This window comes from Cupriavidus sp. 05L310 (assembly GCF_056398185.1).
The window spans coordinates 169,225-178,143 of record NZ_JBFTOX010000009.1 but is presented as its reverse complement, the minus strand read 5'-3'; the positions used below and the strand labels follow the sequence as shown (position 1 = coordinate 178,143).

The following is an 8,919-nucleotide window of genomic DNA, read 5'->3' as shown; positions in this document are numbered from 1 at the left end:
TCAGCGATGCCAAGATCGCGACCGCGCATTTCTTCGCGGAGCACATCCTGTCGCAGGCGTCGGCCTTGCGCGATGCCGTCGTGGCAGGCGCGGTGCCGGTCAATGCGTTGAGCGAAGCGCAGTTCTGAGATCGCCCGGTAGCAGGCAAAAAAAGGGCGGCCCCGCGGGGCCGCCCTTTTCAGTTCTGGCGGATCAGGCCACCGCAGGACGGTGCGCGGCGCGAGTTCCCGGGCGCTTGAGATAACGCGCGACCGAGAGGTCGTCGGCGCGGATCGCCGGCGAAGTGCCGGACACCAGGTCCGACAACAACTTGCCCGAACCGCAGGCCATGGTCCAGCCCAGCGTGCCATGGCCGGTATTGAGCCAGAGACCCTTGAGCGGCGTGGGGCCGACGATGGGCGTGCCGTCCGGCGTCATCGGGCGCAAACCGGTCCAGAAGCTGGCGCGGCTGACGTCGCCGGCGCCGGGGAACAGGTCGGTCACCACGTGTTCCAGGGTGCGGCGTTTGGCCGGGTCGAGCGTGCGGTCGTAGCCGACGATCTGGGCCATGCCGCCGACGCGAATGCGATCGTCGAAGCGCGTGATCGCAACCTTGTAGGTTTCGTCGAGCACCGTGGAGACGGGGCTGCGGTCCGCATCGGTCATCGGCACCGTCAGGGAGAAGCCCTTGAGCGGATAGACCGGGAGGTTCGACAGGCCCGGCAGGAAGTTCTTCACGAACGGCGTCGACCAGCTGCCCAGGGCCACCACCACCAGGTCCGCGGTGACGGGCTCGCCGCCGATCATGGCGCCGGTGACGGCATCGCCCCGGGTCAGCAGGCCGTCGATGGAGCGGTTGTATTGAAACTTCACGCCCAGGCCTTCGGCCATCGCCGCCAGTTTCTGGGTGAACAGCTGGCAGTCGCCGGTTTCATCGTTGGGTAGCCGCAGGCCGCCGCTCAGCTTGTGGCTGACGGCGGCCAGGGCTGGTTCGCTGGCGGCGAGTTCTTCGCGCGATAGCAACTGGTAGGGCACGCCGGCTTGCTCCAGCACCGCAATGTCCTTGGCCGCGCCGTCGAGCTGCTCGTCGGTGCGGAAGATCTGCAGGGTGCCTTGCTGGCGGCCTTCGTAGGCGATGCCGGTATCGGCTCGCAGGGTGCGGATGCAGTCTCGGCTGTACTCGGCCAGCCGCACCATGCGTTCCTTGTTGACGGCATAGCGGTCGGCGGTACAGTTCATCAGCATTTGCCACATCCACTGCAGCTGGAACAGCGAGCCGTCCGGGCGAATGGTGAGCGGCGCGTGCTCCTGGAACATCCATTTGATGGCTTTGAGCGGCACGCCAGGCGCTGCCCACGGCGACGCGTAACCCGGCGAGATCTGGCCGGCATTGGCAAAACTGGTGCCAAGCGCGGGCGCGGCCTCGCGGTCGATCACGGTGACATCATGGCCGGCACGGGCCAGGTACCAGGCGCTGGTCACGCCAATTACGCCACTGCCAAGAACGAGAACGCGCATAGTCGGGGGCTCACAACCAAGAAATAGTGTGGATAGAGTATTTATCTCTATACTATTGAAATATGTGCAGTCATAGTTGTCGTAATTTTTAAGGAAACAGGAAGAACTAATGAGAACAAGTCGTCAGCCCGTGCGCAGCCTGGACCGGCTGGACCGCAAGATCCTGGCCTTGCTCCAGGCGGACGGCCGCATGTCGATGAAAGAGCTGGCGGAAGCGGTTGGCCTGACCATCACGCCGTGCATCGAGCGGGTCAAGCGCATGGAGCGCGACGGCGTCATCATGGGCTACTACGCCCGCCTGAATCCCGTGCTCCTTGGCAGTGGCCTGCTGGTGTTCGTGGAGATTTCGCTTGGCAACAAGTCGGGCAATATGTTCGAGCAGTTCCGCCGCGAGGTGTTGCGTATTCCCGAGGTGCTGGAGTGTCACCTTGTATCGGGCGATTTCGATTATCTGATCAAGGCCCGCATCCGCGAGATCGGCGAGTATCGCCGGCTGCTGGGCGACATCCTGCTGCAGTTGCCCGGCGCCGCGCAGTCCAAGAGCTACGTGGTGATGGAGGAGATCAAGGAGACGCTGGCGATCGCGGTCGACGAGAAGGCACCGCACGCCTGAGACCCTGCCGGCATCTGTCTAGAACAATGACATCTGTGGCGTTGCACCGGCCCTTGAGAAATGTTCGGTAGTCAGGGGATGGCGTTCGGCGTTTAGCCCATGGCGCTGGCAGGCCAGCTTGAAACGCTTGCGCAGCAGTTCGGCAAAAATGCCGGTACCTGTCATGCGCGTGCCGAAGTTGGAGTCGTAGGCCTGGCCGCCCCGCATCTGCGCGATCAGGCTACGGACATGCCGGGCGCGCAGCGGATGGTAGGTGGCCAGCCACTCGGAAAACAGATCCGCTACCTCGCGCGGCAGCCGCAGCAGGATATAGGCGGCTGTCTTCGCGCCAGCGTTGGCGCCCGCCTCCAGGATGGACTCCATTTCCGGGTCGGTCAGGCTTGGGATGACGGGCGCCACCATCACGCCCACGGGAATCCCGGCCTCACTCAGCGACGCGATGGCTGCGATGCGACGTGCCGGTGCGCTCGCCCGCGGTTCCAGCGTGCGGGCTATCTCATTGTTGAGCGATGTGACCGACATATGGACCCGGACCAGGTTCCTGGCCGCCATGCGCTGGAGGATGTCGATGTCGCGCGTGACAACCCCCGACTTGGTCGTGATGGCCACCGGATGGTTGAACCGTTCCAGCACTTCCAGTATGCCCCGTGTGATGCGGAGTTTGCGCTCGATGGGCTGGTAAGGGTCGGTATTGGCGCCCAGCGCGATGACCGATGGCGTGTAGCCGCGGCTGCCTAGTTCGGCCTGGAGCAGCTCGGCGGCGTTCTCCTTCGCGTACAGGCGGGTTTCGAAGTCGAGGCCCGGCGAAAGTCCCAGATAGGCATGGCTGGGTCTGGCATAACAGTAGATGCAACCGTGCTCGCATCCTCGGTAAGGATTGATGGAAGCATGAAAGGGCAGGTCCGGCGACTGGTTGCGCGAGACGATGCGTTTCGCCTTCTCTGTGAAAACAATGGTCTGGATCTGGGGTATCTCTGGCTCATCGAGGGCTCGTGACTCATCGTCGACCCGTTCGCGGGTCCATGCATCGAAGCGGCTGACGTTGTTCGAGCGCGCCGCCCGGCCTTTGAGCGGGCTGGAGGAGGGAGGTCGGGTCGTCACGTTGGCAGTCCTGCGGCTACGATTGATACTGTATAAATATACAGTGCTCAACGGCTCGCCGGCAAGGAGTAAAGGGTGGATGTCCCTGGAAGCGGAAGATTTTGAGAATCGCGCACGACGTGGTCTGTGCGGGACGGCGGCTCGGCAATGGGTATTCCTGCTGCAGCACTTTGCAAAAACAGCCAGGTGTGTCTTGCGGTGCGGGAGCCAGGCCAGTCAGGCAGGCGGTGCTGCCTCGGGGCGGTCCCAGTAGGGCGGGGAGCCGAAGCGCGCCGCAAAGAAATCGGTAAAGGCGCGGGTTTTTGCCGGCACCTGCCGGCGGCTCGGGTAGACCGCCCAGATCGATACCGACGGCAGCACCGGATAATCGGGCAGCACGTTGACTAGCGCGCCACTGCGCAGGTAGGGGCCGACATCCCAGGTGGATTTGAGCGCGAGCCCCATGCCAGCCAGGATCGCATCCCGGATGACCTCGCCGTTGTCCGTGCGGAGATTGCCGCTGACGGCAATCGCGGTCTTGCCCAGCGCCGTGTCGAACTGCCAGGAGGCCTGGTCGCCAAGCACGATGCAATTGTGGTTGCGCAGATCCTCCGGGTGCCGTGGCGTGCCATGGGCGGCAAGGTAGGCGGGCGAGGCGCAAATGGCGCGATGGCTCGGGGCAAGCGGGCGGGCCACCAGCGATGAGTCGGGCAGGGCACCCATGCGCAGCGCCACGTCTACCCCGGCCTCCACTAGGCCGATCACCTGATCCGTCAGCCGCAGGTCCAGCGTCAGGCCGGGGTAGGCGGCAAGGAAGGCTGGGATGGCCGGAGAGACATGCTGGCGGCCGAAGGATGCGGGCACCGTGACGCGCAGTATTCCGTGTGGTGCTTCCGCCCCCCGGCCTACCGACTGCGCGGCCTGGTCGGCCGTGTCGAGCAATTGCCCGGCATGCTCAAGAAAGCGCTGTCCGTCTCCGGTCAGCGAAATGCGCCGCGTGGTCCGGTGCAGCAGCCGCGTGCCGAGCTTCTGTTCGAGTAGCGCCAGGCGGCTGCTGGCCGATGACGTGGACAGCCCGAGATCGCGCGCCGCCGCCGACAGGCTGCCCAGCGCCGCCGCGCGCACGAACACCGCGATATCCAGCAGGTCGAAGTGCATGGCGCCTGGGCCCCTGGGCCTTGGAAGTGCTAATTACTGCGAAAGGGCGCGAGCGGCTTCGACCTGGGATTCGAAGAAGGTCTGGAAACTGATGGCCAGGCCGGCCATCAGCAGGCCGGTTCCGATCAGCAGCGACAGGATGACCAGGATCACGACCGGCCAGCCAGACCGGGTCGGCTTGCCATGGGGATTGAAGCGGGCATCCCATCTATCGTCCGGGCGCAGGCCGTACACGATGGCTGCCAGGAAGGCGCTGATCACCGATGTGCCACCGGCGATGGCAAAGGTCCAGTCCAAGGCCGGCGTGCCGGCGCCAGTCTGTATCGAAATGACGCCGACGACCCCGGCCAGGGCCGCCAGCAGGTGAGCCCATGCAAACTTGTCGCGCAAACCACCCAGGTAGAAGCGATGCAAGCCCAAACTGCCGAACAGGAAGGCAAGCGCGACCGTGAGCAGTTTGGACTTGCCCGGAAGCGGCTTGACGAGTGCGGTGGCGGCTGGAACTTGGGTAGCGGCAGGCATGAGGCGGCAACTAGGTTGATGGCCGGCCAGGGGGCGGCCGGCGCAAGATCAGATCAATGCCAGTCAAGCTGGCACCGGCGCTCATTGTACGCTGGCCTCAGGCGCGGGCGCGGGAAGGCCGGGAGCGATGCGCGTCGGACGGCGAAGCATACGGGAGTTCCGTGCGCGGCACAGCCGGGAGGAGGGGGGTAGGGGAAAGGGAGGCGGATCCCGCCGTTTGGAGGGCAAACAGGCGGGGGAGGGAAATGCAGGTGTCAGGCGGACCTAACGGCCGCCGTCGCGTCCCCGCGCCTGCCAGCCGGGGCCGGTGCCGGGACCGCGCTGCTCGCCGCGCGCGTTGTCGCCTTGCGCGTTGCGATCGGGTGGGCGGCCGCGCTCGTCATCGCGCTCCTGGGGAGGCAAGGGGCGACCGTTAAGGCGGTCATCAGCGCGGGCTCGGGCTTCCATTCTTTCGATCTGGGCGCGCACATGGTCTTGCCGTTCGGCGCGTACGCTAGCCATCTCCCAGCCACCCTGGCCGCGCGCGTTACCATTGCCCGCGGTCCGGCCTTCGGGCCGGCTGTGTTGCCAAAACGCGACCTGCGCATGGCTGACAGCATTGAGGCCGAGCACTGAAACGGCCAACAGGATGCCAGCCACCGAGTCGCGCAGGAAGGTGCGGGGGAGCATGCGGAATCCCAGTATCCTGTCGCGCGGTGAGTTGTTCGAGATATGGGTTCATGGTACGCACGGGCCTTCGGGACGCATATGCAAAAGCCGTTACTGGTGTAACGGATTGTTTCGCCTCACCCGGTACGTTTCGCAGCTTGCCTGCGGGCAATGCGGGGAGTGGCGTTTCAACGCCTCACGGCGCGTAGCGGATACGGTAAATGGCGCCCGCCGTGTCGTCGCTGACAAGCAGCGAACCATCCGGGGCGACCAGGACATCGGCCGGCCTGCCCCAGGCTTTGCCGTCTTGCAGCCAGCCTTGCGCGAAGACTTCCTGGCGCACTGCCTGGCCACTCGCGTTCAGCACTACCCGGACAATGCGGTAGCCGACCTTCGTGCTACGGTTCCAGCTGCCGTGCTCGGCAATGAAAATATTGTTCCGGTATTCGGCGGGAAACTGTGAGCCGGTATAGAAGCGCATCCCGAGCGAGGCGACATGCGCGCCCAGCTTTGCGGCCGGCGGCTCGAACTCCGAGCAGTTGCGCTGCTTGCCGAACTCAGGGTCCGCGACGCTGCCGGCGTGGCAGTATGGATAGCCAAAATGCTGGCCGGCACGGGTCAGGCGGTTGAGTTCGTCGTCTGGCACGTCGTCTCCCAGTTGATCGCGCCCATTGTCCGTGAACCACAGCTGGCGCGTGACCGGGTGCCAGTCAAAGCCCACCGAATTGCGCACGCCCCTGGCTACTACCTGCAGGTCGGACCCGTCGGGCTTCATCTTCATGATATTGGCGTAGCGGTTTTCATCAGGCTTGCAGATATTGCAGGGTGCGCCAACCGGGACATAAAGATAGCCATCCGGACCAAAGGCGATGAACTTCCAGCCGTGGTGGGTTTCGGAAGGGAAGCGATCGCTCACCACGATCGGTTTTGGCGGGGTGTCGAGCCGGGCTTCGATGTCATCGAGCCGGACGATGCGCGAGACCGAGGACGCATAAAGGGCCCCGTCGCGGAAGGCCACGCCTACCGGCATGGTCAGGCCGGTGGCGATTGTCCTTGCCCTCGGGTCAGGCGCCAGCGCGTTGCTGATTGCATAGACCTTGCCCTGGCCAAGGCTACCGATAAAGAGGGTGCCAGCCGGTGACATGGTCATGCCCCGTGCTTCCGGCACATCCTGGCTCAGCATGTCGATGCGGAACCCCGGCGGCAGCTGGATCTGCTCCAGCGGCAGGGCCGTGCCCGCGCTTGCATTGGGGCTGAACCAGGCCGCCGCGGCGAAAGTGGCTGCAAGCAGGGCGCGGAAGGCGCGAATGTGAAGGTAGGAACGCACGGCAAGATCTCCTGTCGGGGTTTTCGCCACGATGCCTGTCGCCAGGTGTCGAGTCAATCGCTCTAAGTGTTTGTTTGGGCTCGGGATTTGGTCTATACTCTTGCGTTTCGTGTTCGAACATCAAGTTTTCTGAGGAATCAAACCATGGTCGTAATCCGTCTGGCTCGCGGTGGCAGCAAGAAGCGCCCCTTCTTCAATATCGTCGCTGCTGACTCGCGTAATCGTCGCGATGGCCGTTTCATCGAGCGTATTGGTTTCTACAATCCCCTGGCTTCGGCAAGCGAAGAAGGCCTGCGTCTGGTGCAAGACCGCCTGACGTACTGGACCGGCGTTGGCGCCCAGCTGTCGCCGACGGTTGCCCGTCTGGTCAAGCAGAACGCCGCCAAGGCTGTGGCCTGATTGTTGTGACGCGCGTTTCGCGACGCGTGGCAAACGACACGTGACAGAACGCAAGCAAGGCGTCCCGGCGCGGCGGCCGCTCAATGTGCCGCTCGAGCCCTCGGCCCGGCCCCAGGCCGGTGTGCAGGAAAAGGCGAGTTTCAAGCCGCAGGGCGTAGCTGGGTTTCCGGCTGCGCTGGCGTTTACCGATAAGCTGCCGGACGACCTGATCGAGGTCGGTTACATCAGCGCAGCTTATGGCATACGGGGCTGGATCAAGGTCCAGCCACACGCCGACGATGCGAGCGCGTTGTTGCATGCGCGCCGCTGGTGGCTGCTGAAAGCCCCGCCGACAGGCCTGGTGGGCGCGGCCGATGCCGTGGCATCGGAGGCATTGTGCGTGAAGGTCGTGCAATCCCGTGAGCATAGCGGTACCGTGGTGGCCCAGGCGAACGGCGTGTCCGACCGCGACCACTCGGAAGCGCTCAAGGGTCGCCGTGTCTGGATTCGTCGCGAGGATTTCCCCGCGCCGGATGAAAACGAATTTTACTGGGTCGATCTGATCGGCTGCGCCGTGTTCAATGAGCAGGGCGAGTCGCTGGGCGAAGTGTCCGGCCTGATCGACAACGGCGCGCACCAGATCCTGCAGGTAGCGCATACCTTGCCTGACGGCAAGGCAGGCGAGCGCCTGATCCCCTTTGTCGACGCATTCCTGCGCTCGGTCGATATTTCGGCCAGACGCGTGGTGGTCGACTGGGGCCTGGACTACTGAGCGGTCCGGCAACGGACGCTCGGCTGGCGGCGGCCGGGTGGGCAAGTATAGGGAGGGGCGGATGCAGTTCGATGTGATCACGCTATTTCCCGAGATGTTCCGTGCGCTGACCGACTGGGGTATCACCAGCCGGGCGGCCAAGCAGCAGCGTTATACGCTGCGCACCTGGAATCCGCGCGATTTCACCAGCGACAACTACCGTACGATCGATGATCGCCCGTACGGCGGCGGTCCTGGCATGGTAATGCTGGCCAAGCCACTGGAAGATGCGATCGGCGCGGCATGTTCGGCGCAACTGGCGGCGCAAGCCGCCACGGATGTGCCGGGCGAGCCGGTGAAGCCGCATGTGGTGCTGATGTCGCCGCAAGGCGCGCCCCTGACGCATCGGAAGGTGATGTCGCTGGCACAGCGTCCCGGCCTTGTGCTGCTTTGTGGCCGATACGAAGCCATCGACCAGCGATTGATCGAGCGGCGCGTGGATGAGGAAATCAGCCTCGGCGATTTCGTGCTGTCGGGTGGCGAGTTGCCGGCCATGGCCGTAATCGACGCGGTCGTCAGGCATTTGCCGGGCGTGCTGGGCGATGCCCAGTCGGCGGTTCAGGACAGCTTCGTCAATGGGCTGCTGGACTGTCCGCACTATACGCGGCCGGAAGAATACGAAGGTGTGCGGGTGCCCGAGATACTGCTCGGGGGCCATCATGCCGAGATCGAGAAGTGGCGGCGCCAGCAGGCGCTCGCGAATACTGCGAAGAAGCGCCCCGATCTGATCGAGGCAGCGCGCAGCCAAGGGTTGCTGAGCCGGGCCGACGAGAAATTCCTGTCGGCCTGGCTGGCGAAAGAAGGGCGGGAGTTCGCTCCCGCCAGGTGAAACCCCATCCTCTGCCGGGGCCCAGGCCATGCCTGGGGCATACAACGTCGGCATGA

Annotated in this window: 11 protein-coding genes; 5 read left to right on the top strand and 6 right to left on the bottom strand. The window is 64.5% G+C overall.

Going from position 1 to position 8,919, the window contains the following annotated elements; genetic code table 11:
* The coding region (locus AC1DS6_RS09025) for an acyl-CoA dehydrogenase C-terminal domain-containing protein (RefSeq protein WP_441634434.1) at positions 1 to 128 on the top strand (128 nt) is incomplete at its 5' end.
* Between the two features lie 64 nt (positions 129 to 192).
* On the opposite strand, the gene AC1DS6_RS09020 is transcribed toward AC1DS6_RS09025, so the two are convergent.
* Complete coding sequence (locus AC1DS6_RS09020) at positions 193 to 1,497, bottom strand: D-amino acid dehydrogenase (RefSeq protein ID WP_441634430.1); 1,305 nt, start codon at positions 1,495 to 1,497, stop codon at positions 193 to 195.
* Positions 1,498 to 1,606: 109 nt separating this feature from the next.
* On the opposite strand from AC1DS6_RS09020, the gene AC1DS6_RS09015 reads away from it, so the two are divergent.
* A complete protein-coding gene (locus AC1DS6_RS09015; RefSeq protein ID WP_441634428.1) occupies positions 1,607 to 2,110 on the top strand; it encodes an Lrp/AsnC ligand binding domain-containing protein in 504 nt (167 codons plus the stop codon).
* Positions 2,111 to 2,128: 18 nt separating this feature from the next.
* Here AC1DS6_RS09015 and AC1DS6_RS09010 read toward each other — a convergent pair whose 3' ends face one another.
* The 5 genes from AC1DS6_RS09010 to AC1DS6_RS08990 form a co-directional block, all read right to left on the bottom strand.
* Positions 2,129 to 3,211 carry a PA0069 family radical SAM protein gene (locus AC1DS6_RS09010; protein ID WP_477102457.1) on the bottom strand — a complete coding sequence of 361 codons (1,083 nt, stop codon included), beginning with the start codon at positions 3,209 to 3,211 and terminating at the stop codon, positions 2,129 to 2,131.
* Between the two features lie 216 nt (positions 3,212 to 3,427).
* Positions 3,428 to 4,348: a LysR family transcriptional regulator gene (locus AC1DS6_RS09005; RefSeq protein ID WP_441634424.1), complete on the bottom strand. Its 921-nt coding sequence runs from the start codon at positions 4,346 to 4,348 to the stop codon at positions 3,428 to 3,430.
* Between the two features lie 33 nt (positions 4,349 to 4,381).
* Complete coding sequence (locus AC1DS6_RS09000) at positions 4,382 to 4,870, bottom strand: NINE protein (RefSeq protein WP_477102456.1); 489 nt, start codon at positions 4,868 to 4,870, stop codon at positions 4,382 to 4,384.
* Positions 4,871 to 5,134: 264 nt separating this feature from the next.
* Positions 5,135 to 5,539, bottom strand: coding sequence for a hypothetical protein (locus AC1DS6_RS08995; protein ID WP_441634420.1), 405 nt, complete (start codon positions 5,537 to 5,539; stop codon positions 5,135 to 5,137).
* 175 nt (positions 5,540 to 5,714) lie between these two features.
* Entirely contained in the window at positions 5,715 to 6,845 is a 1,131-nt protein-coding gene (locus AC1DS6_RS08990; protein WP_477102455.1) for a PQQ-dependent sugar dehydrogenase, read from the bottom strand.
* A gap of 144 nt (positions 6,846 to 6,989) precedes the next feature.
* Between AC1DS6_RS08990 and rpsP the strand changes: the two genes are divergently transcribed.
* The 3 genes from rpsP (at position 6,990) to trmD (ending at position 8,863) form a co-directional block, all read left to right on the top strand.
* Entirely contained in the window at positions 6,990 to 7,244 is a 255-nt protein-coding gene (gene rpsP / locus AC1DS6_RS08985) for a 30S ribosomal protein S16 (protein ID WP_006158390.1), read from the top strand.
* A 121-nt stretch (positions 7,245 to 7,365) separates the two neighbouring features.
* A complete protein-coding gene (gene rimM, locus AC1DS6_RS08980) occupies positions 7,366 to 7,995 on the top strand; it encodes a ribosome maturation factor RimM (RefSeq protein WP_477102461.1) in 630 nt (209 codons plus the stop codon).
* 61 nt (positions 7,996 to 8,056) lie between these two features.
* Positions 8,057 to 8,863: a tRNA (guanosine(37)-N1)-methyltransferase TrmD gene (gene trmD, locus AC1DS6_RS08975; protein ID WP_441634416.1), complete on the top strand. Its 807-nt coding sequence runs from the start codon at positions 8,057 to 8,059 to the stop codon at positions 8,861 to 8,863.
* Positions 8,864 to 8,919 lie beyond the last annotated feature (56 nt).